This is a genomic window from Enterobacter sp. 725m/11 (assembly GCF_011683705.1).
GTDB classification, from domain to species: Bacteria; Pseudomonadota; Gammaproteobacteria; order Enterobacterales; family Enterobacteriaceae; genus Enterobacter; species Enterobacter bugandensis.
The window spans coordinates 42,682-65,806 of sequence record NZ_JAAQOK010000006.1; the positions used below are offsets into that span (position 1 = coordinate 42,682).

The 23,125-nt window shown below is 56.4% G+C and carries 18 protein-coding genes; 3 read left to right on the forward strand and 15 right to left on the reverse strand.

The window, feature by feature from the left end; all coding sequences use genetic code 11:
- Nucleotides 1-146 precede the first annotated feature (146 nt).
- A complete protein-coding gene (locus tag HBA26_RS04015; RefSeq protein WP_028012583.1) occupies nt 147-1,253 on the forward strand; it encodes a porin in 1,107 nt (368 codons plus the stop codon).
- A gap of 184 nt (nt 1,254-1,437) precedes the next feature.
- Nucleotides 1,438-2,628, forward strand: a complete 1,191-nt coding sequence (locus HBA26_RS04020; RefSeq protein ID WP_126345203.1) for an amino acid aminotransferase — start codon at nt 1,438-1,440, stop codon at nt 2,626-2,628.
- A gap of 48 nt (nt 2,629-2,676) precedes the next feature.
- Here the strand turns inward: HBA26_RS04020 and HBA26_RS04025 are convergent, their stop codons facing one another.
- From HBA26_RS04025 to cmoM, 7 genes are all read right to left on the reverse strand, one after another.
- The gene (locus HBA26_RS04025; protein ID WP_049136519.1) at nt 2,677-3,324 is read right to left on the reverse strand and encodes an MBL fold metallo-hydrolase; all 648 of its coding nucleotides are present in this window, start codon (nt 3,322-3,324) and stop codon (nt 2,677-2,679) included.
- A 20-nt stretch (nt 3,325-3,344) separates the two neighbouring features.
- Nucleotides 3,345-3,896: a YcbK family protein gene (locus HBA26_RS04030; RefSeq protein WP_048999377.1), complete on the reverse strand. Its 552-nt coding sequence runs from the start codon at nt 3,894-3,896 to the stop codon at nt 3,345-3,347.
- 174 nt (nt 3,897-4,070) lie between these two features.
- Entirely contained in the window at nt 4,071-5,894 is a 1,824-nt protein-coding gene (gene ldtD / locus HBA26_RS04035) for a L,D-transpeptidase (protein WP_126345202.1), read from the reverse strand.
- Between the two features lie 178 nt (nt 5,895-6,072).
- Nucleotides 6,073-10,524, reverse strand: coding sequence for a chromosome partition protein MukB (gene mukB / locus HBA26_RS04040; protein WP_126345201.1), 4,452 nt, complete (start codon nt 10,522-10,524; stop codon nt 6,073-6,075).
- On the reverse strand, nt 10,524-11,228 hold the full coding sequence (mukE, locus tag HBA26_RS04045) for a chromosome partition protein MukE (RefSeq protein ID WP_008499954.1): 705 nt from the start codon (nt 11,226-11,228) through the stop codon (nt 10,524-10,526). The genes mukB and mukE overlap by 1 nt, the downstream gene beginning before the upstream one ends.
- On the reverse strand, nt 11,209-12,531 hold the full coding sequence (mukF, locus tag HBA26_RS04050) for a chromosome partition protein MukF (protein WP_126345200.1): 1,323 nt from the start codon (nt 12,529-12,531) through the stop codon (nt 11,209-11,211). The genes mukE and mukF overlap by 20 nt, the downstream gene beginning before the upstream one ends.
- A 3-nt stretch (nt 12,532-12,534) precedes the next feature.
- Nucleotides 12,535-13,314, reverse strand: coding sequence for a tRNA uridine 5-oxyacetic acid(34) methyltransferase CmoM (cmoM, locus tag HBA26_RS04055; RefSeq protein WP_047368216.1), 780 nt, complete (start codon nt 13,312-13,314; stop codon nt 12,535-12,537).
- Between the two features lie 124 nt (nt 13,315-13,438).
- Here cmoM and elyC point away from each other — a divergent pair, with 124 nt between their 5' ends.
- Nucleotides 13,439-14,218, forward strand: coding sequence for an envelope biogenesis factor ElyC (gene elyC, locus HBA26_RS04060; RefSeq protein WP_028012575.1), 780 nt, complete (start codon nt 13,439-13,441; stop codon nt 14,216-14,218).
- Here the strand turns inward: elyC and HBA26_RS04065 are convergent.
- The 8 genes from HBA26_RS04065 to ihfB form a co-directional block, all read right to left on the reverse strand.
- Nucleotides 14,195-15,088, reverse strand: a complete 894-nt coding sequence (locus HBA26_RS04065) for a YcbJ family phosphotransferase (protein WP_126345199.1) — start codon at nt 15,086-15,088, stop codon at nt 14,195-14,197. The two genes, elyC and HBA26_RS04065, sit on opposite strands and share 24 nt — an antisense overlap.
- 141 nt (nt 15,089-15,229) lie before the next feature.
- Nucleotides 15,230-15,976 carry a 3-deoxy-manno-octulosonate cytidylyltransferase gene (kdsB, locus tag HBA26_RS04070; protein ID WP_126345198.1) on the reverse strand — a complete coding sequence of 249 codons (747 nt, stop codon included), beginning with the start codon at nt 15,974-15,976 and terminating at the stop codon, nt 15,230-15,232.
- Nucleotides 15,973-16,155: a protein YcaR gene (gene ycaR / locus HBA26_RS04075; RefSeq protein ID WP_006174474.1), complete on the reverse strand. Its 183-nt coding sequence runs from the start codon at nt 16,153-16,155 to the stop codon at nt 15,973-15,975. Before ycaR ends, kdsB begins: the two co-directional genes overlap by 4 nt.
- A 45-nt stretch (nt 16,156-16,200) precedes the next feature.
- The gene (locus HBA26_RS04080; RefSeq protein ID WP_126345197.1) at nt 16,201-17,430 is read right to left on the reverse strand and encodes a winged helix-turn-helix domain-containing protein; all 1,230 of its coding nucleotides are present in this window, start codon (nt 17,428-17,430) and stop codon (nt 16,201-16,203) included.
- A 44-nt stretch (nt 17,431-17,474) separates the two neighbouring features.
- A complete protein-coding gene (gene lpxK / locus HBA26_RS04085) occupies nt 17,475-18,452 on the reverse strand; it encodes a tetraacyldisaccharide 4'-kinase (protein ID WP_126345196.1) in 978 nt (325 codons plus the stop codon).
- Nucleotides 18,449-20,197, reverse strand: a complete 1,749-nt coding sequence (gene msbA / locus HBA26_RS04090; protein ID WP_028012570.1) for a lipid A ABC transporter ATP-binding protein/permease MsbA — start codon at nt 20,195-20,197, stop codon at nt 18,449-18,451. Before msbA ends, lpxK begins: the two co-directional genes overlap by 4 nt.
- A gap of 36 nt (nt 20,198-20,233) precedes the next feature.
- Nucleotides 20,234-22,498, reverse strand: a complete 2,265-nt coding sequence (locus HBA26_RS04095; protein WP_126345195.1) for a ComEC family protein — start codon at nt 22,496-22,498, stop codon at nt 20,234-20,236.
- A 214-nt stretch (nt 22,499-22,712) separates the two neighbouring features.
- Nucleotides 22,713-23,000 carry an integration host factor subunit beta gene (gene ihfB, locus HBA26_RS04100; protein WP_008499965.1) on the reverse strand — a complete coding sequence of 96 codons (288 nt, stop codon included), beginning with the start codon at nt 22,998-23,000 and terminating at the stop codon, nt 22,713-22,715.
- Nucleotides 23,001-23,125: the final 125 nt, after the last annotated feature.

Below are 23,125 nucleotides of genomic sequence, written 5' to 3' on the forward strand. Positions count from 1 at the left end.
TAGCGAAACGCTTCGGTGAATGGAAAGATGCCTGTCAGATACATAAAGACACCTAACTCTCATCAATAGTTCCGGAAATATTTATTGACAGAATTTATTGACGGCAGTGGCGAGTGTCATAAAAAAACCAATGAGGGTAATAAATAATGATGAAGCGCAATATTCTGGCAGTGGTAATCCCTGCCCTGCTGGTAGCCGGTGCAGCTAACGCTGCAGAAATCTATAACAAGAACGGCAACAAACTGGACTTCTACGGGAAAGTTAACGCCGAGCACGATTTCGTGACCTCTGGCGATGACACTAACAACAACGACGCTACCTACGCGCAGATCGGTTTCAAAGGCGAAACTCAGATCAACGACCAGCTGACCGGTTACGGCCAGTGGGAATACCGCTTCATGGCTAACCAGGCTGAGAACACCGCTCAGGCTAACAAAAACCGTCTGGCCTTTGCGGGCCTGAAAGCGGGCGACGCTGGCAGCATCGACTACGGTCGTAACTACGGTATCGTTTACGACGTAGAATCTTACACCGATATGGCACCGTCCTTCTCCGGGATGACCTGGGGCGGTAACTACGTTGATAACTTCATGACCAGCCGCAGCACCGGCCTGCTGACCTACCGTAACAGCGATTTCTTCGGTCTGGTTGACGGCCTGAGCCTGGGCGTTCAGTACCAGGGTAAAAACGACCGTGCTGACGTTAAAACCTCTAACGGTGACGGCGTAGGTTACTCCCTGGGTTACGACTTCGGCGAAGGCTTCGGTGCAATCGCATCTTACAGCAACGCTAACCGTACTCTGAACCAGAAAGCTGATGGCCAGGGTGATAAAGCTGAAGCATGGGGCGTGGGTCTGAAATACGACGCTAACAACCTCTACCTGGCAACTACCTATGCAGAAACCCGTAACACCACCCGTACCGGTTCTAGCGGTGATGCAGGTTTTGCTAACAAAACTCAGAACTTCGAAGTGGTTGCTCAGTACCAGTTCGACTTCGGCCTGCGTCCAGCAATCTCCTACGTGCAGACCAAAGGTAAAGACCTGGCTGCCGTCGGCGGCTTCAGCGGTGGCGATGCAGACCTGGCTAAATTCATCCAGGTTGGTACCACTTACTACTTCAACAAAAACTTCAACGTGTGGGCTGACTACTACATCAACCTGCTGGATAAAGACACCGACTACGCGAAAGCTGTTGGCGGTCTGAACGGCAACGACGATATGGCTGCTGTGGGTGTAACCTACCAGTTCTAATCAGAACACCACTTTGTTATATGCATAATGAACAGGGCTTCGGCCCTGTTTTTTTATGCCTGACAGAAAATAATGGCGACTTTTGAAAAGCCGCACGCTTTTCGTCGCAAACGGTTGGCATTTTGTAAATCTACCGTTAACCTGATAGCGGATTTCACTTCTGTAATCACAATGGAACTTCGTCATGTTTGAGAACATTACCGCCGCTCCTGCCGACCCTATTCTGGGCCTGGCCGATCTGTTTCGTGCCGACGACCGCCCTGGCAAAATCAACCTGGGTATTGGTGTATATAAAGATGAAACCGGCAAAACTCCGGTACTGACCAGCGTTAAGAAAGCTGAGCAGTATCTGCTGGAAAATGAAACCACCAAAAACTACCTCGGTATTGATGGTATCCCTGAATTTGGTCGCTGCACCCAGGAGCTGCTGTTCGGTAAAGGCAGCGCAATTGTGAGTGACAAACGTGCCCGCACAGCACAGACCCCTGGCGGTACCGGCGCGCTGCGCGTGGCGGCGGATTTCCTTGCGAAAAACACCTCTGTTAAGCGCGTATGGGTGAGCAATCCAAGCTGGCCGAACCACAAGAGCGTCTTTAACTCTGCGGGCCTGGAAGTGCGCGAATATGCTTACTACGATGCGGCAAACCACGCTCTCGACTTTGACGGCCTGCTCTCAAGCCTGAGCGAAGCGCAGGTGGGTGACGTGGTGCTGTTCCACGGCTGCTGCCACAACCCAACCGGTATCGATCCAACGCTTGAGCAGTGGGAACACCTGGCGAAGCTGTCCGTAGAAAAAGGCTGGCTGCCGCTGTTTGACTTTGCTTACCAGGGCTTCGCCCGCGGCCTGGAAGAAGATGCCGAAGGCCTGCGCGCGTTCGCCGCCGTGCATCAGGAGCTGATCGTTGCCAGTTCCTACTCCAAAAACTTTGGTCTGTACAATGAGCGCGTAGGCGCCTGTACGCTGGTTGCGGCTAACGATGAGACCGTCGATCGCGCGTTTAGCCAGATGAAGTCCGTTATCCGCGCTAACTACTCTAACCCGCCGGCACACGGTGCGTCTGTTGTTGCGACCATTCTGAGCAACGATGCGCTGCGCGCGATTTGGGAACAAGAGCTGAACGATATGCGTCAGCGTATCCAGCGCATGCGCCTGCTGTTTGTGAACACCCTGGCTGAGAAAGGCGCTGACCGCGACTTCAGCTTCATCATCAAACAGAACGGTATGTTCTCGTTCAGCGGCCTGACCAAAGAGCAGGTTCTGCGTCTGCGCGAAGAGTTTGGCGTATACGCCGTAGCCTCTGGCCGCGTAAACGTTGCAGGCATGACCCCTGACAACATGGCGCCACTGTGCGAAGCGATTGTCGCCGTCCTGTAATTTGCGCCCACAAAAAAGCCTGCGTTAAGCAGGCTTTTTTTATGCTGGTTACCAGACAGGCATTTCATCCTGAAGGAACGGGTTATGGAGCCGTTCATAGCCCAGCGTCGATATCGGACCGTGTCCAGGGATAAACGTTACGTCATCACCCAGCGGCAATAACTTCTGTTTGATCGACTGAATCAGCTGCCCGTGATCGCCGCGCGGAAAATCGCTGCGTCCTACGCCCCCTTTGAAAATCACATCGCCGGAAATCAGCAGACGGGACTGGTCGTCAAAGAAGACGATATGGCCTGGCGTATGCCCAGGACAATGCAACACCTGTAAAGTCACATTCCCTACGTTAACGCGCTCTCCTTCATTCAGCCAGCGATCGGGCGTCAATGGCAGACACTCATCAAGGCCAAACATGCGGCTTTGGGCGGGTAACCCCTGCAGCCAGAACTCATCTTCTTTTTCCGGGCCAATAATCGGCACACCGTAGTGTTTAGCCAGTTCAGCCGCTGCGCCTACGTGGTCGAGGTGACCATGCGTCAGTAAAATCTGCATCAGCGTCACGCCGCTGTCGGCAACGTCCTGCTTGATTTTCTCAGCGTCACCGCCGGGATCGACAAGCGCGGCCAGTTTGGTTTGCTCGCACCAGATTAATGAACAGTTCTGGGAGAACGCGGTAACCGGAATAATACGATAGTTCATACTGCTCCTGTGTTTCGTTATTACCAGTGCCGAACCGGCCCGGTATCAATATGCACAAAGTTGCTGCTGGGGTAATATCCTACACCACCCGCGCGCATAGATAACGCGGCTTTGCGAATATTGGCTAACGAAACGCCTTCAATGTGGAAATCCATTGCCTGTCCCTTCGTGTGGTAGCTTTTTTTCGCTACCCCACGGCTATGGGCGCGCAGTTCATTGTTGGTATCAATTGAGCGATAACCAGAAATAAGCTGCACCGGCTTGCTGGTGCCCAGCAGGCCCTGAAGGCGGAAAAGCTGATCAAACAGTCCTGGGTCGATGGCTTTTACTTTATTCGCGCGGAAATCACGGAAAAAATGGTTGAGTCTTGCTAATTCATCCTGAATATAGCCTCTGCCATCGAAAAACTCCGCTTTTAGCGACTCACCGGTGTGAAGATTGCTGAGCGTTAAAACGCGCGGACGAGGTGTCGAGAGGGTGGCAAATGCTGGCGTCGGTAAGATGGCCGCTGCGCCAAGCGCAACACCACCTAACGCCAGCAGCTTGCGGCGATTAGCGTCAAATTTGTCCATGATAATCAGGTCTACAGGTCAAGGAAATCGTAATATGCTTAGCGCACGAAGGGCACCTTAACTGGCAAAACAGGGTACGTCAAGGCGCCCAACCCCAGTGAATACGCGGCTTACAGCGATATTGGCCCCGATTCACCATAACTTACGACAATCATTTTTCCCGAACTACTTCATTTACCTGATTAATTGTTCCGCTTTTGGCAAAATTTGTGCGCCGGATCGCGCGGTGAGATCATAATTGTAAATATCTGTACGGTACTGAGTGCGACCGTCTTCACCCACAAACGCTGTCAGATAATAAAGATTAACCGGAATGTTGTAGCGAATATTCACGTAGCGCGTATCACCCTGCTTCAGGGCGTCAGAAATACGCGTATCGTTCCAGCCCGCATCCTGCAGCAGCATGTTGGCCAACTCCGAGGCTTTATTTACGCGCACGCAGCCTGAACTCAGTGCCCGGGTATCTTTCTGGAACAGATTGTGGTTCGGCGTATCGTGCAGATAGATAGCATCTGAACTTGGCATGTTGAATTTGTAGCGCCCCAGCGAGTTATGCGCTCCGGGAGCCTGCTGGAAGCGGAACGGTAGGTTGGAGGCCGTGATCGTCGACCAGTCGACCATGTAAGGATCGATCGCCTCTTTACTGTTCCAGCCACGCATGACCGTATAGCCGTGACGTTCCAGATAACCCGGATCGTTCCAGACCTTAGGCAGAATGTCCTTACGCGCCAGCGTCGGCGGCACGTTCCACGGCGGGTTAACCACCACGTTATTTAACGCGCTGCTCATCATCGGCGTTTTGCGATCCGGACGCCCGACAATCACGCGCGAGGCCAGCTTCTCGCTACCATCCTGATAATAAACCAGTGAATAGGCCGGGATATTGACCATAATGCCGGTAGACAGCGTGCCCGGCAGCAAACGCAAACGCTGAATATTAAGCGCCAGCACCCCGGCCCGCTGCGCAGGCGATACGTTAAGCCAGTCACGCGTTGAGGGTCCAATGACGCCATCGGCTCCCAGCCCCTGAGCGGCCTGGAACTGTTTAACCGCGGCAACCAGCTCGCGATCGTAAGCCTCGGGCTTATTGCTCAGGGTAGTGGCCTTGTTCTCTTTTACGGGCGCTGACGGGCTGACCACCGCGCTTTGCGGATCGTCGCCCGGCAGGGCAATGTTCGGCCCGCCATCAAGAATACCGGAGCGTTTAAGGATCTCGCGCAGGGCTGGCACATCGCTGCTCCACTGACCCGGACGCAGCGTTGCGGTCCCCCGCATTTGCGGCCATGGACGCGAGTCCCCCACCAGCGCGAGGAGCGACTGGTGCATCGTGGCATACTGTGGATGCGCCGGCGCGAGGCTGGCAATGAAGCGAGGCAGGTCGCCGTTATCAAGCGCTAATTGCCACTGGTTAATCACCGACAGGGCTGGCGTCGCCAGCTTATAAGGCCTATCGCTGTACAGCCAGCGGTTGCCATTGACCGGAATACCCGCCACAAACTGCAGGTAACCCATCATGGCATCGGAAAGGACCACGTCCCGCGCCTGACCGGTGACGGCAGGATCGGTTAACAGCTCAACCCACTTCGTAAACTGCGGCTGGAATCCCGCAATCGCCACTTCCGCCAGCTGTTGCTGGAAGGCGCGCACGGCATCACGATTTTCCCACATGGGTTTCATATCGCGGGCAGCATAAAGCAGCGTGAGCTGATTGATATAGGCAGGCGTGTAGCCTGCAGGCAGGCCTGTCTGGAGCTGCTGGCTGAGCGATTCAACGTCGATGCCTTCCGGCAGCGGCTTAATCCCGGCCATGATGGCCGTAGCCGTAGACTGTTCCAGCGGCTGAGACAATGACGTCGGCTGCGCGCCTGTCGTTGCGGTGCTGTCAGTCGGCACAATTTCAGGCTCGTCGGCCTGGGCGGTTAACAGTGGAGCAAACATCACTGCCAGACATAAACTCAGCGCTGACAGCTGACGACCACATTCTTTCTTTAGCAACATCCCTTGCCCCCTGTTTTCACGACATGCCCATCACGGTGGGGCTTTCTTTTATTATAGGTAGACGACAACTCTGTTGCCTTACCTTATGTAAAGAAGTTTAAAGATAACGCACCCCTGAACACAAGTTAAGAGAATAAAAAAAGCGGCGCTTCTGCGCCGCTCTTTGTAACAAAACGCCTCAGGAAGCGTCCGCCGTGGTTTCCGGCAATGATTCCGGCGGCTGCGGCGCAAAGCCACGCAGCCCGACAACGTGCACGTGTTCGCTGTTCTGGAACACTTTACGCACCAGCTTATAGGTGGTGCCTTTTTCAGGGCTGATGTTTTCCGGTGCCGCAATGATGAGCTGCATATCGAGACGTTCGCAAAGCTCAAACAGCGTGGCAATCGAGCGGGCATCAAGACGCGCCGCTTCATCGAGGAACAGCAGTCGGCATGGGGAGATGTCTTTCCCGCGCAGGCGGCGCGCTTCATCTTCCCAGCTCTGCACCACCATCACCAGAATCGACATCCCGGTACCAATCGCTTCACCGGTCGACAGCGCTCCGGATTCCGCACGCAGCCAGCCGTCTGAACCACGGTTTACCTCAACTTCCATTTCCAGGTAGTTACGATAGTCCAGCAGCTCTTCACCGATGGTTTGCGGCGTACGCTGGCCCATATCAATCTGCGGATTCAGGCGCTGATACAGCTTCGCCAGCGCTTCGGAGAAGGTCAGACGGTTGCTGTTGAACAGATCCTGATGCTGCTCGTGCTGCTCAGAGAGCACGTCCAGCAGCGTCGCGTGGGCTTCACGCACGTTGACGTTAAGACGCACGCTGTTGACCTGACCAAACGAGACGCTCTGCAGCCCCTGGTTCAGCTGGCGGATACGGTTCTGCTCGCGCTGAATGGTTTTGCGAATGATATTCGCCACGCTGCGGGAGCTGATCGCCAGCTTCTGCTCGCGGGAGGTCAGCTCTTCCGTCAGGCGGCCCAGCTCAATTTCCATCTGTTCGATGGCTTCGACCGGATCGTCGGTACGGATAATGTCCTGACGAATACGCTCGCGCAGGTGCTGATAAACCGCAACGAAGAACTGAATTTTACGTTCAGGACGTTTCGGATCCTCTGACATGCGCAGCACATCGCGCAGGTGTTCGTTATCCGCCACCGCCAGACGCAGCGCACCCAGCGCCTTATCCGACATCGAACGCAGCTCATCGGCAGAAAGGTATGCCAGCTCGCGACGGTGCAGGCGACGTTCAACGTTGTTGTCTTTCACCATCCGCATCACAGCGCACCAGCCCGCTTTCGCCGTCACGACCTGCTCGCGCATTTCATGATAGTCGCGCTCCAGCTTGCGCAGGCGGCGGGTCAGGTTATCCATTTCCGCTTCGCAGAAGGTGAGCGCTTTTTCCAGCTGATTACGACGCGCGCGGTTATTGCTGAGCTGGCTATGCAGCTCATCACGACGAATGCGCGCGCGCTCTTCCGCCCCGCTGTCGGCACGAACGCCAATGTCCTGCAGCTCTTTCTGCAGGTCGTTTAACAGCTCTTTCTTGGTGTCGAAGGAGCTTTTCAGCGAGGCCAGCACCTGGTTGTACTGGTTCAGCTGAGCGGAGTGGCTGCGCATCGCTTCGCGAGCGCGGGTACGTTCCGCTTCCGCCTGCTCAAGGCGCTGGCGCAGTTTTTCATTCAGGTCGCTGTTACCGCTCAGCATTTCAGCCGAATCGGAGTAGCCGAAGTGCGCACGACGCTGCACCACTTCCGTCAGGGCAAACGCCTGCTGACGCGCTTCGCGCTGCACCTGCTGCGACCAGGCATAATCTTCTTTTAACTGCTCGAACTGTTCCGGGTCGCTCTGCAGTACAGACACGACGGGCTCCAGCTTCGCCAGCTGGTTGCCGTGCTGCTGCACGAAGCGCGCGGCTTCCTGGGCTTCATCCAGACGTTCCTGGATCTCATCCACGCGGTCGGCCAGCGTGTCATCAGCCAGCAGGTTCAGGCGCGGCAGAATGCGGTTAAGGGCAGCGACGCCCTCTTTCGCCTGTTCGAACTGGACGCGGCTCTGCTGGTTGTCACTTTCATGACTGGCAATCGCGCGCTCCAGCTCGCCACGGCGGGTGTTGAGCTTGCGGATTTCCGCTTCCGGGTCGGCTTCAAACGCCACGCCCAGATGGCTGCCGATAAAGCGGCTGAACGCCTGGTGCAGACGCTGGGTTTTCTGTACGTCAAACGACAGAGTGGCAAAGCGTTCAGACAGCGTTTCACGCTCGGCGTGCAGGCTTTCGATGCGGCTTTCGCGCGCGGCGCGGCCAAACAGCGGCAGCTCCGGGAAGCGGGAGTAACGCCACTGGCGATCGGCGATTTTCACCACCACCGCTTTTTCCAGCTCGTCAACGCTGAAAACGCTGTCATCGAACGACTGCGGATCCCCTTCGATCAGGTAGAGATCTTCCGGGCAATCTTCCAGCCCTGCGAGCTGCTCAGAAATCAACGACAGATCCGGCACCACAATTGCGTTGCGGGACGGACCGTACAGCGCGGAGAAGTACGGCGCATCGTCCAGGCCAACGTCATCGTAAATCTCAGACAGCAGTACGCCGCCAAAACGCTCGGCTAACGTGTTCAGACGCGGATCTTCTGACCCGCCCGGCTGGCTTAAGCGCTCGATTTCTTCATCGACGTCACGCTTGCGGGCACCCACTTCGTCACGTTCAACAATGGCTTCGCGCTCGCGCTCCAGCAGCTGTTGCAGGTATTCGGTCACCTGCTGGCTGGATTCGAACTGCTCGCCGCACTGTTCGCTGAGCTGGTTCAGGCTGCTTTGCGCTGCCAGCCAGACCGGCGCACGCTGCAGGAGCGCCTTCGAACGGGACTGAAGCTGCTCCAGCTCCTGACGCAGCGTCATACGCTGTTCGCTGGCATTTGATACGGTATCGGACAGGGCCGCAATACGCGCTTCCAGCTCCTGATGCAGGGCCTCAAGCTCGTCGAAATCGTAATGTTTACCCTGACGCTTGCAGAACTCGGCCAGCAGACGCTCGGCTTCCTGCTGCTCGCGCAGACGCTGTTCCAGCTCGTTCAGGCGCATACGCAGCGGCTGCACCTGCTCGGCCAGATGGCGCTGGTTGACGCCGTCGCGCAGCAATTCACGGGCAACGTCCCAGGCTTCGCTACGCGCCAGCGGGCCGTTAATCGCAACTACCAGCTGATAAGCCTGTTCAAACTGGCTGTGCGCCGTTTGCGCGACGCTCATTTTCTGTTCAAGCGAGAGCAGTTTCTCGGTGGCTTCCTGCTCTTTGGCCTGGAAGGTGTCCAGCCACTCGTCGGCACTGTCCGGCGTCAGATCCGGCAGATGACACAGCTCTTTCGCACGCTGTAGCGCCTGCAGCGCCTGGTTGTACTGAATCGCACGCGTCTGCTGCACGTCCAGCGCCTGCTGGTAGTCCGCAAGCTGGCTTTTCAGCTCGTCCACTTCCAGCTCGGCGGCTTCGGCGCGGGCTTCGTTCTCTTCCTGCATCTCGGCGGCTTCGGCCACCACTTCATTCTGCTCTTCGAGACGAATTTGCAACTCATCGAGGTCCGCTTCGTAGCGTTCGATCTTTTCCTGCTGACGCAGCGCGGTCTGCACCAGGTTCAGGTGATCGCTGGCGGCCTGGTAGTCGGCTTCCAGATCGCCTTCGGCACCGTTGTGCTCACCCAGCTCGCGCGCCATTTCGACGTGCTTGTACTGCTCGGCCACCAGCTGTTTACGGGAGGTAAACAGCTCGCGGCGATATTCTAATGCCTGAGCGAGATGGACGCGGCGCTCGTTGGCGTGGCGCATGTAGTCCGCCGCCACGTAGTTGGTCGCTTCACTGATCAGGTGTTTAAACAGGTCGCGGTCAGACTGGGTAACGCGAATCGCTTCCAGCGTCATGCGGTTTTCACGCAGTGCCGCCTCCATGTCCTGGAAGGCCTTACGCACGCCGCTGTTTTCCGGCAGCAGATAGTCACGCAGGGAACGGGTAATGGCGCTGGAGATACCGCCGTACAGGGACGCTTCGATCAGACGGTAGTATTTACTACGGTCTGAAGCGGTGCGCAGACGGCGCGCTACCACGCCCAGATCGAACATCAGGGAGTGGTAGTCGGTAATGGAGTTGAACTGCTTAAACTGCACCCCTTCGATGGCTTCAAGCTTGTCCTTCAGCTCCTGCAGCGTCAGGACGCGCGCCTGGCGTTCATTCAGCGTTTCCGTCAGCAGCGCGGTCGGCTGTACGGAGGTTGGCAGCCCCTGAATGGCGAACGGTTTGATATCCACTTTACGGTCGCGGCCGGCAACCTGTTGCAGACGTACGCCCACCACCACGCGCTGGTGACGAGAGTTGATGACGTCCAGCACGGAATAACAGACGCCCGCTTTCAGCTTACCGTGCAGGCCTTTATCGCGGGAGCCGCTTGTCGCGCCCGCTTCGGTGGTGTTACGGAAGTGAAGCAGCGTCAGGTCGGGGATCAGCGCCGTTACAAACGCCGCCATGGTGGTGGATTTACCTGCCCCGTTACCACCGGAGAGAGTCGTGACCAGCTCATCCAGATCGAAGGTTCGGGCAAAGAAGCCGTTCCAGTTAATCAGCGTCAGTGAGCGAAATTTACCGCGTTCAATCATTACTCTTCCTCCCCGCTATCCGGCAGATTCTCTTCATGCTCATCATTGAGCTGCAAATGGTTTTCCACCGGCATCGCTTCACCGTCGCGGATCATGCGAAGCTGCGCTTCACGCGCATCATCGCCCGCACGAACGTCGGCGCCGAAGCGGAAGACCGATTCCGTGATGCGGAATTTGCTGCTGTCGTGGCCCATAAACCAGACCATCCCCAGACGGCGCAGACGGTTCAGGGAAGAGCGAACCTTTTCCTGTAATTTCTGACGGTCAAGATCCGACCCCGTCGAACGGTTATTCACCAGCTTAAGCAGCTTGCTCTCATCCGCCAGCGTCAGCAGTTCATCGTACAGCTCCTGCTGGGTGAAGATGCCTTCATTTGCCAGGCGTTCCGGGCTGAGGTAGAGATAGCAAAGAATTTTGCCAACCATCATGTCCAGCTCGGAGAGCACGGAGCGCGGGATCAGGGTCGTGGAACGCGGGCGCAGATAGAAAAAGCCTTCTGGCGCGCGGATAAGCTCCACGTTATAGCGGGCGTAAAACTCTTCCAGGTACTCCTGGAAGTCCATCAAAAAGGCGTGATTATCCAGCTCGTCCAGGCCAATGTGACGACCGGCACGCAGCTGGCTGTCCAGCGCCGGAAATAACGGATTCGCCAGCGCCTGTGCCAGCTTAACTGGCATCACTTGTTCAATATTTGTCAATGACATGCGCCTGTACCTTGGCTCCGTAATCGTTAATTGGCTGCCACTTCGGCGGCAGTCCGGTAAAGTCTGCTTGCGCGATACCCAGGCGCACCGCCTGGTCTACCACAATGCGGGCAACGTCGAAGTGGCGCGCGCGCGGATATTGCGCCAGATAGTCGCGCACCACGAGCCCAAGATCCAGCGGCGCTTGTCTGGTTTTGTAGACGGCGAGCTGTTCTTCGATCATCGCCGCAAGTTGCTCACGAATTTCGTTGAATTCTTCGTACTCCAGATCCGGCGGCAGTTCACCGGTGACCTCTTCATCGCGCAGCGCCATCTCTTCGTCGCGCATATCCAACAGACGATCGGCATTGGCATAGGTCAGCGCCCACGGTGCATCAAAGTAGGTCTGTACCGACTGACGAAGACGCTGAGCAAAGACGCGGTTTTTATCCATATCAATCGCGGTACGGATAAATTTATGCACGTGGCGGTCATAGCCGATCCACAGATCGATCGACTGCTGGCCCCAGCTGATAATGCGGTCAAGTTTGCTCTGCAGATCAAACACCAGACGGTCGATAAAATGCAGATCGTCGTGCGCCAGGGTCGCGTCCTGGATGCGCAGCAGGTTGGCCTGCAGCTTGTCCCCTGCGGCCTCCAGCGTATCCTGCAGCTCACGCAGCGTACCGGAGGTTTCTGACAACAAAAGTTCACAGCTGGAAATGGCCGCACGCCAGTCCTTGTTCAGCAGCTGCGCGATATCGTCTTTCACCTGCTGCTGCTGCTCGTCCATCAGACGCTGAGTGAGATCGATACTGTCGAAAATCTCGGCCACCGAGTATTTCAGCGGCGCGTAAACGTTGCGATGCCAGTGGAATTCGTCACCGTTTTCATCGGCTGCGTCGGCGGCACGTTTAAGCTCACCCGCCACGATCGACAGCTGCATGGAGAGACGCAGCGTGGAAAATTCGCGCTGGCGAATGTAGTAATCGGTGATGCCGATGCCCAGCGGCGTCAGGCGATAGATGGCGTTTCCTTCCACCTGCTCGCTGGTAAAGCGGTTCAGCAGACGTTGACGCACCATATCGTTGATTGCGTTATTGGCACGCACGCTAATGGTTTCGCTGGTTTGCTCAAACGCATCACTGACGTGGCGGAACGCATCCACCAGTTCACCCTCGCTCATTTCACCATCCAACCGTTCGCCGTTCAGCGTGGCAACCGCCAGCAGGAAAGAGAGTCTGTCTACCGGCAGCGAGATGGAGAAATCGTTTTTCCTGGCCCAGGCAACCAGTTCGGGGACTGTCTGGGAAAATTCACTCATAGGTTATCCTTGCATCTGCGGCTTGTGCGCGGTGACGTGAATATAGCGGCCAAGGCTGACGAACGGCTCCTGGCGGCAATACCGCGTTTCTAATTCTGTTAAGGTGTCAAAACAGTCACGCTGTTTGTGTTTTTCACGCAGATAATCATGAAACACCCTGACGCCCGTCTTCCCGACGATCTGCCAGCCAATCTCTTCCAGCCAGCCGTAAACCTGCTGCGGATCGCGCGGATAGTCCGGGGAAAGCGTGCGTTTTTTCTTTTTCGGCATCCCGACCTGAACATAGTCGAAGTTCCCTGCCACCATGTTGTGCATCAGGAAGCCGTTAGCATTGTAGAACATCAGCGACAGCGTACCGCCCGGACGTAACATTGACCACAGGGTTTGTAACACGCTTTGCGGATCGGCAACCCACTCCAGCACCGCATGAAACAATATCAGATCAACCTGGGTTTCCAAATGCTGCGCGATGTCCTGAGCGGCGCATTGTATAAAATGCATGTTGTCGCTCACACCTTTCTCTTCTGCGGCACGCGTCGCGCGGGCGACCATTTCAGCAGAAAGATCGCAAAGCGTGACGTGATGACCACGTTCAGCCATTTTTATGGCCGTCTGCCCTTCACCACCTCCGGCGTCCAGCACGCGCAACGTTTGGCCGCCAAAGCCCGCCAGAATGGTATCCAGATCCTGCCAGAGGATCGTCTGACGGAGCTGCCCTTTCGTGGTGCCATAAATGTTGCGCGAAAACTTTTCCGCGATGTCATCAAAATTGCGATCCCGCATTGGGAGAGTTCCACTCGCTAACTGCAAAACCGCTATTTTGTCACACCCGCGCGGAGAATGAACCTCTCTGGTGTAATATCACCGGTAATCATCTGCTGTATGGTCAAAAAAGGAACCAAAAAGGATGCTTTTTACCCTTAAGAAATATGTTGGAGGGATGATGCTTCCCCTTCCGCTGCTGCTTATCATCATCGCGCTGGGGCTGGCGCTGGTGTGGTTTAGTCGCTTTCAGAAGAGTGGCAAAACGCTTATTACGTTCGGCTGGCTGGTCCTGCTGCTGCTGAGCCTGCAGCCAGTGGCGGATGGACTGCTGCGCCCCATCGAAAACAGGTACCCTACGTGGCAGGGAAACCAGAAAGTTGATTACATCGTTGTGCTGGGCGGCGGGTATACCTGGGACCCTGACTGGGCCCCCAGTTCGAACCTGATCAACAACAGCCTGCCACGGCTAAACGAAGGTATTCGCCTGTGGCTGGCGAATCCGGGATCAAAAATGATCTTCACCGGCGCAGCGGCCAAAACCAACCCGGTGAGTACGGCTGAAGCGGGGGCCAGAATCGCGGAATCGCTCGGCGTACCGCGTTCCTCTATCATCACGCTGGACAGCCCAAAGGATACCGAGGAAGAGGCTGCCGCGGTGAAGCAGGCGATTGGGGATGTTCCGTTCTTACTGGTGACCTCCGCCTCGCACCTGCCAAGAGCGATGATTTTCTTCGAGAAGCAAGGTTTGCACCCGCTTCCCGCACCGGCAAACCAGATGGCCATCAGCGCGCCGCTCAACCCATGGGAACGGGTGATCCCCTCACCGATGTGGTTGATGCATAGCGATCGTGTCGGCTACGAGACACTCGGACGTCTCTGGCAGTGGCTGAAAGGCTCGTCAGGCGAGCCAGGGCAAGAGTGATTTAGCCGCCAGATCGAAGTTGACGCGATTGAAACGTCCGGTGTTGACCAGCTGCGCCACTTCATCCCAGAGCAGATAAAGCCAGCGGCGCCAGAGAAACGCCTCTGCAACGGGCGCGCGTTGAAGGTAGTGCCACAGTAAACCTTCCGCCGCCCCGCTGTCGCTGAGCCTGAACAGCTCATATTCCCGCGGTGCCCAGAGCATGATCCCCGGCCCTAGCATCGCCAGGAGCTGATCGCTGCGGGAGTCTTTGAGCATACTGCGCAGAGTAAAATTGCCGTGGATCAGCACGCAGTTGTCGTTAAAGCCGTCGAACAGCGCCGGTAAGCACTCGCGGGTGCGAAACAGAATACGTTTGTCCTGCATGGTCAAACCGGTATTGTTGAACTGGTTAAGCGTCCCCCACAGCACTTCCACCCGCTGGCGATACCACAGCGGCCACAGGTTTTCCTGGGTGCTGTCAACCGGACCAACAAGCCCGCGGCTATCCTGTCGGTGCCAGGCCAGCAGCGCCTCAACAATCTGGTCTTTCAGCTGTTCCCAGCGTTCCGGCGTACGCGCGGGCGCTTCAACCGGCACACCGCGTAAACGCTCAATCAGCAGTACGTCCGGGCCGGGATGTTCCTCGTGGGTCATCACGCCGTACACGGTCGGCATACGGACGGTTCCCTCCCGTGCCAGCATCGACATTTTCCAGGCAAGCTGTCTGGCGACGCCCGGCGACGAGAAGCTTCGTGCCATCAGCGGCATCGGGTTGCCCTGGCCGTCATACAACGACCAGAGCGCGGTATCGACCTTTTCACTCACGCATTCGACCCGGCTTAACTTCTCACCCAGCAGATGGCTAAGTTCGGCACGCAGCTGTTCCATATGAGATTACCCCCATTAAGACCACTGCTTTTATAATGAGCGCACAGCGTGAAGATGTCACCCGGAAGAGATCAATTAGGGTAAAGAAAGGGGAATTTGCGGGGAGAGGACATCCCTCCGAAAGGAGGGATGCAGGCGGGATTAGCGCAACTCGGCGCGGACGCGCTCAAGATCTTCCGGCGTATCAACGCCTGTTCCCGGTACTTCGCGGGCAACGGCAACGTGGATTTTTTCGCCATACCAGAGCACGCGAAGCTGCTCCAGCATTTCGATATGCTCCAGCGGGCTCGGCGCCCAGGCTACATAGCGGCGAATAAAGCCGGCGCGATAGCCGTAGATCCCAATATGACGCAGGAAAGAATCACCGATGGTCTCTTTAGAGAGCGCAAAGCGATCGCGATCCCACGGAATCGTAGCGCGGGAGAAATAGAGCGCATAGCCTTCGGCATCCATCACCACCTTCACCGCATTCGGATTGAATGCCTCTTCAGCGTGATGAATAGGCACCGCGAGCGTCGCCATACCGACCTGACGCTGCGCCAGGTTTTCCGCCACCTGACGGATAATAATGGCCGGGATCATCGGCTCGTCGCCCTGCACGTTGACGATGACCGTATCGTCACTGAAACCACATTTCTCAACCACTTCAGCCAGACGCTCGGTGCCGGACTGGTGATCGGCGCGGGTCATGCACACTTCACCGCCTGCGGCCTCAACCGCACGGGCGACATCAGGATGATCGGTTGCAACGATAATGCGGTCGGCACCGGACTCACGCGCCCGCTCAAGGACATGCACAATCATCGGCTTGCCGTTGATATCTACCAGCGGTTTACCCGGCAGACGCGTTGAGGCATAACGTGCAGGAATAATGACAACAAAACTCATGGTTTGCTCTCTTCTGCCACCAGGGAACGGGCTTCATTTTCCAGCAGTACCGGAATGCCGTCACGCAGCGGGAAGGCCAGACTGTCCAGCTTGCAGATCAGCTCCTGTTTGTCCTGGCTGTAGTAGAGTTTGCCGTTGCATACCGGGCAGGCAATAATTTCAAGTAAACGGTGATCCATAGTTCCTCCGTATGGGTAATCGCTAAAGCTTAACACATTCCCTTTTCAGGGCGTGCCTGTTTCCCAGCCACTTCGACAGGATGTGAATAACCCGTCAGGTACCCGGCCAAGCGTTACGTCGCGAGCCTCCTGCCAGCGCGCGAACTCGCTAATGGCGGACGTTAACCCTTTTTCCAGGCTCGCCGTGACCCTGATGCCCTCTTGCAGATAAAGGGCAATGACTTCAAGCGTGCCGGTCTTGCGGTGCATTTTGGCATCCATGCGCCCGACCAGTTGTCCCTTGTGCAGCAGCGGTAAAACAAAGTAGCCGTATTGCCGCTTTGGCGCCGGGGTATAGCATTCCAGCCGGTAGCTGAAGTTAAACAGCTGCTCGGCGCGTTTTCTGTCCCAGACAACCGGGTCGAACGGCGACAATACCGCGCTGTGGGTCGCCTGAAGTTTGCCCTCCAGGGCCTGAGGCAATAACGGGAGGAGTTCCGCGTGCAGCCACATTTCGCCCAGCGTTTCCACCATAACGGGAATAACTCGCTGTTCACGCTGCCACATCTCCAGCAGAGGCTTCAGCGCAGGCTGACGGAGGCGGTAATAGTCTGCCAGCCATTGCGGACGGAAAATGCCCAGGCTGCGGGCGCTGTTCTCCAGCATGATGGCCTCGGCCACCTCCTGGGTAAGCAGATCCCGCTCGTCGTCCCAGTGAGGCATCACGCGATGTGTCAGATCATAAACGCGCTGAAAATTACGCCGTTCAATGACCATGACTTTGCCTGACGTGAACAACCCTTCAAGATGACGCTTGTGCGGCTTCCACTCCCACCATCCGCCTGCACCTTTGCGCGGATGTTCAAAATCGGCGGATCGAACGGGGCCGTTTTCCTGAATATGGCTGATAAGCTGCTCTATTTCGGCCTCATGTTCCTCCATCCACGCCTGCCGGTATTTCCATCCCATCTTTTCCGGAGCAAGCATATGGTGACGTACCAGGGCGAAATCGCTACGGGGCAGGAAGCAGGCTTCGTGAGCCCAGTACTCCATCAGCTCCCCTTTGGAGAGCGCCTCATCCAGCCACTGCGGAGGATAACTCCCCAGGCGGCTAAACAGCACCAGGTAAGGGCTACGGGCGACAATGTTAATGGTGTCGATTTGGAGCAGCGACATGCGCTGGACGGTAGAGAGGATATCGGCAGGCTGCGCGCGGCGACGGGGCTTTTTGAGCAGCCCCTGCGCGGCAAGGTGTAAATGACGTGCGGCTGAAAGCGAGAGTTGCGGTAAAGACATGCGTTTTCCTGTCAGTCAAAGCGCCACCAGAACCGCGTAAGCCTCTACTGCACCAACGCAATCAGTTCCTTAAGCAATTGTTCCGGCTGTTCGCCGCTGAGTTCAGCGTCAACGGGCAGATACCACCAGTTATCTTTCGCAAAGGCACGGCATTTCACCGCATCTTTTTCGGTCATAATGAGCGTCTGGCCAGGCGCGGTAAGCGCCTCAACCTGCTCTGCCACCAGCGCCTGATGGTCAGCCAGCGGAACGCGTTTTTCCAGCCGGGCGCCACACTGTTCCAGCGTCGCGAAGAAGCGCGGCGGATGACCAATACCCGCCATAGCCACCAGCGAAGGCAGTTCTGCAACCGCCCGGCGTTCACCCGTCACCAGGTTGACCGCCATTCCCGGTAACAGACGCATAGGAATTTCACCCGACTTTGCTTCACCGCCGTTAACAATCACCGCATCAACGGACTTCAGACGCGAAGCCCGTTCACGCATGGGGCCAGCGGGCAGCCACCAGCCGTTGCCGAAACGACGCACGCCGTCGATAACTACAATCTCTTTATCACGCGCCAGAGCGTAATGCTGCAGGCCATCGTCAGTAATAATGATTTGTACTGCATGCGCGGCAAGCAGCGCCTGCACGGCGTCGCTGCGCACCGGGGAGACCGCAACCGGCGCGCCGGTACGCTGGAAAATCAATACTGGCTCATCACCCGCTTCTGCGGTCGTGGTTTCCGCCGACAGCAGCAATGGGTAGTGCGCCGCTTTACCACCATACCCACGCGACACCACGCCGGGGCGGATGCCGCGTTTTTGCAACTGCTCCACCAGCCAGATCACCACTGGCGTTTTGCCGTTGCCGCCCGCCGTGAGGTTACCCACCACGACTACCGGAACCGGCGCGCGCCAGGCACGCTTGATCCCCAGACGGTAAAACAGGCGAATAATGCCGCTCACCAAACCGTACAGCCAGGAGAGCGGCAAAAGCAGCAGCCACAGCGGGGATTCACCGGACCAGATGCGTGCAATCATTCGCCGAACTGCATCTTATGAAGCTGGGCGTAAACGCCACGATGTTCCAGCAGATCGGCATGGCTTCCGCGTTCAACAATGATGCCGTCCTCAACCACGACGATCTCATCTGCCTGCTCAATAGTGGACAGACGGTGCGCAATCACCAGCGAAGTACGGTTCTTTTGCAGTTCATCCAGCGCCGACTGAATCGCGCGTTCAGATTCCGTATCCAGTGCAGAGGTTGCTTCGTCCAGGATCAGTATCGGGCTATCGCGCAGCAGCGCGCGCGCAATGGCGATACGCTGGCGCTGACCGCCGGAGAGCAGTACCCCGTTTTCACCGATTATCGTGTCCAGACCGTTATCCATCTTGTTGATAAAGTCCATTGCATACGCCATACGCGCGGCGTTCTCAATCTGCTCGCGGCTGTACTCGTCAGTGCGTGCATAAGCAATGTTGTTGGCAACCGTATCGTTGAAGAGATGCACGTTCTGAGAAACCAGCGCAACCTGGTTACGCAGCGACTGCAGGGTGTACTCCCGCAGATCGTGACCATCCAGCAGGATCTCACCTTCGTTAATATCGTAGAAACGAGTGATGAGGCTCGCAATGGTGGATTTACCGGAGCCGGAGCGGCCTACCAGCGCAACGGTTTTACCTGCCGGAATCGTCAGGTTGATATTGCGCAGAGCCGGCGTTTCGCGGCCTGGATAGGTGAAGGTCACGTTGCGGAACTCCACGTCGCCACGGGCGCGCTCTACCTCGCGTGTACCTTCGTCTTTTTCCTGTTCAGAATCCAGAATGCTGAACAGCGTCTGGCAGGCGGCCATCCCGCGCTGGAACTGGGCGTTCACGTTGGTCAGGGATTTCAGCGGGCGCATCAGGGCAATCATCGAGGAGAAGACTACGGTGATAGTACCCGCCGTCAGCGTCTCCATTACGCTCGGGAAGCTTGCCGCATAAAGAACGAACGCCAGCGCCAGTGAGGCAATCAGCTGAATGATCGGGTCAGAGATGGAAGAGGCCGAGACCATCTTCATCCCCTGCAGACGCATTTTGTTGCTGACTTTGTCAAAGCGTTTGGTTTCAACTTCCTGACCGCCGAAGATCAACACTTCTTTGTGCCCTTTCAGCATCTGTTCTGCGCTGGTCGTCACCTGCCCCATGGTGTTCTGCATATTCTTACTGATATTGCGGAAGCGCTTTGAGACGACGCGGATAGCAATGGACACGACCGGTGCCAGCACGATAAGGATCAGCGACAGCTGCCAGCTGTAATAGAACATCATTGCAAACAGACCGATGATCGACGCTCCTTCGCGCACGACGGTAATCAGCGCGCTTGAAGAGGAGGAGGCAACCTGCTCTGAATCGTAGGTAATACGAGACAGCAGCGTCCCGGTGGATTGCTTGTCAAAGAATGAGACCGGCATGCCCATCATGTGGCTGAACAGACGACGGCGCATGGTCATAACCACTTTCCCGGAAACCCAGGAAATGCAGTAGCTGGAGATATAGCTGGTGATACCACGTAAGATCATCAGCCCGATAACCACCAGAGGCATCCATAGCAACACTGAGCGATCCGTTTTACCAAAACCGTCGTCCAGTAACGGTTTGAGGAGCGATAACATAAAAGTATCGCTGGCTGCGTTGAGGATTAACGCTACACCCGCCACGATCAGGCCTGCTTTAAAGGGAGCAATCATCGGCCAGAGTCGGCGGAAGGTTTGCCACGTGGAGAGATCTTTGTCGTTATGCATTCAAAAAACCAGCATTTGTTGAAATAGCCGCATATTCTACCCGTTATCTACGGGCGCGCCAAACCACTGATGATACCAGGGGGGTAAAAATTGATCCCGCACGCGCCGGATTTGCCAGCGATGGTGCGAAAATGTCACCGATATTTGCCCGGAATGGGGGGTATCGTGCCAGATATATCCCTCTTTTCGATAGCGCCGGACTACTTTAGCAGACGGGAATCGCCATGCGTTATAGCGGGCCGCTGAATCCAGAGCTATCAGCCCCTCAACCCGCTGTACCAGCGGCAATGACGACGAGGTATTGCTGCCGTGATGAGGTACCTGTATGAGGGTGGACGTCAGATGCTGCCAGTAATGGCTAAGCATAGCCTGTTCTGCCTGTGCTTCAATGTCTCCCGTCAGCAGAACGCTCTGCTCGCCGTCGTCAATTTTTACTACGCAGGAGTGATTGTTACCCTGAGCCGGATAATTTTCAGTGGGCCAGTGGACGGTGAACGTTAAACCCTGCCATTGCCATCTTTGCCCGCGAAAGCAGGGTCGATGCCCAGTCTGGTGCAACGGACTTCTTACCCACATTTCAGGCCATGTTTTTTGCAGCGATACAAGGCCTCCCGCATGGTCGAGATGCTCATGGCTGAGAATAACGCCTTCCGGCTGCAGATGATGCCAGCGCAGCCATGGAATAATTAACCGCTGTGCACTATCCCCGCCCGGCCAGGCAAGCCCGGTATCGTAAAGAATGGCTTTTCCCTGTCGTTCAATAACCATTGCCAGTCCCTGCCCCACGTCCAGCATATGGAGCGTCCAGGCGTCGCTTTTCGCCGTCCGCCAGAGGGGAGAAGCCAGCAAGACACTTCCCGCCAGACAAACGGCAGGAACGGTTTTCCAGGCACGGAAACGCCAGCCGATGAGGATAAGCCACGGCAGTAACGTCATGTACTGCCAGCGCTGGTCCACACTCTGCCAGCCGTCTGGCAGGCGCATCAGCAACCAGAACAACCCGGCAAGCGTCTTATCGGCTGCATACCAGATGCCGCTTTCCAGCCCCGCCAGCGGCAGCAGATGGAGCAGCATGCCGAGTAAAATCAGCGGTACGCAGACAAACGTCACCAACGGCACGGCAAAGAAATTGGCGATCAACGATGAAATGCTAAAGCCATGGAAAATCAGAACCTGTAGCGGCATGAGAAGTAACAGCATGCCGACCTGCAGATAGACCAGGTTCAGCAGCGGACGTATCCGGCGAGCCCACTGCCAGTGAGGAAGCGGCAACCACTGAAACCAGAAAATCAGCGCGGCGACGGCAAATGCAGACAAAAGCAGACTCTGCGAAAGTATGGCTAAGGGATCGCTTATCAGGATCGTCGCGACACAGCAGATCCACACCTGCCATGGAGACCATTGCCGGGAACCGATCCGCAGCGCCGCCAGTACAGCAAGTGCGATGACCGTGCGTAGCGCGGGCGGTTGCAGACCGGTCAGCCAGGCGTAGAAAGCAGCAAAGAATAACCCCGCCAGCAGAGGCATTTGCCAGTTGACCCGATGGCAAGGTAATAAAAACTGAAGCCCGCGTACAAGAAACCAGACGATGGAGGCCGCCAGCGTGATATGCAGACCCGAAATCGCCATCAGATGCAGCGTGCCGGTTTCACGCATCAGGTCTTTTACTTCCCTGGGGACATCCAGACGTTCTCCCATGCCCAGCCCGAGGATAACCGCGCCCCAGCGATAAACTGAAAGTCGGTTTTGCAGCGATGTCAGGTATTGCGCTCGCAGGCTGCAGCGTCCATCGATGAGTTCTGCATGGGTAAAACGCCCACTTAGCGTTTGATGGCGGGCAATAGCGCTGCGCTGGGGGTCATACCCTCCGTCGTTCAGTTCGCCGTGTACAGGCCTGAGCCGGAGCGTCATCGCCCAACGCTGACCGGCACACGCTTTCTGCGGCAGATAATGACCATAAAGCGTTACGCCCGTTGACGCCCACCAGCGCTGGCCATCAACGGTGAGTATTTTTCCCTGATGCACAGTGGAACCATCAGTCGCGGCGATCTCCACCTCGGCCTGCACGGCACCTGCGGTTAAATGCTGCATCGGCCAGACGCTCTCTTGCGCGGCCAGAATGCCCCACACGCAAAATAACAGCGTCAACCCCACATACTTCAGCCGTACGTTTTGGCGTGCGGCCAGTGCAACCCCGCCAGCCATCATTATCCAGATGGTATAACGCGATGGCAGTTCAGGTAACCAGAGTAACGGGGCTATCGCCAGAATGGCGCAGATGCCTAAAGCGGGAATTCCCATTGCTACCTCCCTGTTTCTGGGTGGCAGTATGCGGGCAGATCGAGCGGGGTGTCAGGTATGAAAAATGCAATCTACAGCAAGCGCTGCAAGGTTTTTAGCGCGTTGCAGAAAACGCAACTTAAAATGCGAGACACCTTCAGAATGAAAGTGACGGAGACAAAAAAAGCACCCGCAGGTGCTTTCTTTCGAACCCAGTTTAACCGGCTGGCTAAACTCAGTTGCCGTAAATATTGGCGCGATCGCGCAGTTCTTTACCCGGCTTAAAGTGTGGAACGTACTTCCCTTCCAGCTCGACTTTATCACCAGTTTTCGGGTTACGCCCGGTACGTGGAGCACGATAGTGCAGAGAAAAACTACCGAAACCGCGGATTTCAATGCGCTCGCCCTGGGCAAGAGTGGAGGCCATATGCTCCAGCATCTCTTTTACGGCATCTTCCACTGCCTTGGCAGGGATATGCGGTTGCTGACTGGCAAGTCTTTCAATCAATTCTGACTTGGTCATGATTCCTCCGGTTCCTTTCAAACCAATTAGCTGAACAGCTCATTAAACAAGGGCGGCCGTAGCCGCCCTTTGTTATTGATTACAGGACGAATCCTGCAATCTGTCAAGTCTGCTCATCATCCTTC

Coding starts and splice junctions, on each gene's coding strand:
- HBA26_RS04015 (WP_028012583.1), top strand. CDS start 147: ATGATGAAGCGCAATATTCTGGCAGTGGTAATCCCTGCCCTGCTGGTA.
- HBA26_RS04020 (WP_126345203.1), top strand. CDS start 1,438: ATGTTTGAGAACATTACCGCCGCTCCTGCCGACCCTATTCTGGGCCTG.
- HBA26_RS04025 (WP_049136519.1), bottom strand. CDS start 3,324: ATGAACTATCGTATTATTCCGGTTACCGCGTTCTCCCAGAACTGTTCA.
- HBA26_RS04030 (WP_048999377.1), bottom strand. CDS start 3,896: ATGGACAAATTTGACGCTAATCGCCGCAAGCTGCTGGCGTTAGGTGGT.
- ldtD (WP_126345202.1), bottom strand. CDS start 5,894: ATGTTGCTAAAGAAAGAATGTGGTCGTCAGCTGTCAGCGCTGAGTTTA.
- mukB (WP_126345201.1), bottom strand. CDS start 10,524: ATGATTGAACGCGGTAAATTTCGCTCACTGACGCTGATTAACTGGAAC.
- mukE (WP_008499954.1), bottom strand. CDS start 11,228: ATGTCATTGACAAATATTGAACAAGTGATGCCAGTTAAGCTGGCACAG.
- mukF (WP_126345200.1), bottom strand. CDS start 12,531: ATGAGTGAATTTTCCCAGACAGTCCCCGAACTGGTTGCCTGGGCCAGG.
- cmoM (WP_047368216.1), bottom strand. CDS start 13,314: ATGCGGGATCGCAATTTTGATGACATCGCGGAAAAGTTTTCGCGCAAC.
- elyC (WP_028012575.1), top strand. CDS start 13,439: ATGCTTTTTACCCTTAAGAAATATGTTGGAGGGATGATGCTTCCCCTT.
- HBA26_RS04065 (WP_126345199.1), bottom strand. CDS start 15,088: ATGGAACAGCTGCGTGCCGAACTTAGCCATCTGCTGGGTGAGAAGTTA.
- kdsB (WP_126345198.1), bottom strand. CDS start 15,976: ATGAGTTTTGTTGTCATTATTCCTGCACGTTATGCCTCAACGCGTCTG.
- ycaR (WP_006174474.1), bottom strand. CDS start 16,155: ATGGATCACCGTTTACTTGAAATTATTGCCTGCCCGGTATGCAACGGC.
- HBA26_RS04080 (WP_126345197.1), bottom strand. CDS start 17,430: ATGTCTTTACCGCAACTCTCGCTTTCAGCCGCACGTCATTTACACCTT.
- lpxK (WP_126345196.1), bottom strand. CDS start 18,452: ATGATTGCACGCATCTGGTCCGGTGAATCCCCGCTGTGGCTGCTGCTT.
- msbA (WP_028012570.1), bottom strand. CDS start 20,197: ATGCATAACGACAAAGATCTCTCCACGTGGCAAACCTTCCGCCGACTC.
- HBA26_RS04095 (WP_126345195.1), bottom strand. CDS start 22,498: ATGGGAATTCCCGCTTTAGGCATCTGCGCCATTCTGGCGATAGCCCCG.
- ihfB (WP_008499965.1), bottom strand. CDS start 23,000: ATGACCAAGTCAGAATTGATTGAAAGACTTGCCAGTCAGCAACCGCAT.